We start from the raw sequence: 605 nt of genomic DNA, 5'->3' as shown, positions 1-605 counted from the left end.
GCATCGAGGGATAGCCACCAGCCCCTCCCGCACACCAACCAGGGCAGCCTGACGGGCGGCCTCCACGGCGGCCTGACAGCCACCGACCTCGGGGGCGGGACGGGCCTGGACGGCGGCCACCCGACGACGACCAGCAACCCGAGACGGCCGCGCAGCAGCAGGCACGGCCTGGACGACCGGATAGCCCGGACGGCGGGACGGCGCGGCCGAACCCCGGCGCAGCGGGACGGTCCGACGGCCGACCAGGACGACGACCAGGCCCAGCAGGGCGGGCAGGCGGGCGCCGGGACCGCGACGGAGAGCGGCCAGCACACGGCACCAGGACGGCGGCACGCCCCGGACGGCGGCAGGAGGGCACGCCCCCGACCGGCAGCACCCGGACGGCGACGGAGGAGCAGCGGCAGCGAGGTAGAGGCGGGACGGCCCGGCCGAGCCCCGGCAGAAACCGAACACCGACCCCGCCAACACCCCACACCCGGCCATTCCAACCGAATTCAGAACACCACCAGAAACCAATCCACCAAAACAACCGGCCGGAATAACCAGCGGAATTCACCCCCGAAAACAACCCACACCACCCCACCGGCCCCCGACCAGCCCCACCC

1 protein-coding gene is annotated in these 605 nt (G+C 73.7%); it reads right to left on the bottom strand.

Features of this window, described 5'->3' with window-relative positions:
• On the bottom strand, positions 1–312 hold a 312-nt coding region (locus tag IH61_RS49420; protein WP_234327543.1), incomplete at its 3' end, for a hypothetical protein.
• Between the last annotated feature and the right edge of the window lie 293 nt (positions 313–605).

Source organism: Streptomyces sp. NRRL WC-3742, from assembly GCF_000720635.1.
GTDB lineage: Bacteria > Actinomycetota > Actinomycetes > Streptomycetales > Streptomycetaceae > Kitasatospora.
Note: the sequence above shows the minus strand (reverse complement) of the source record. Positions and strands in the feature narration are given on the sequence as shown.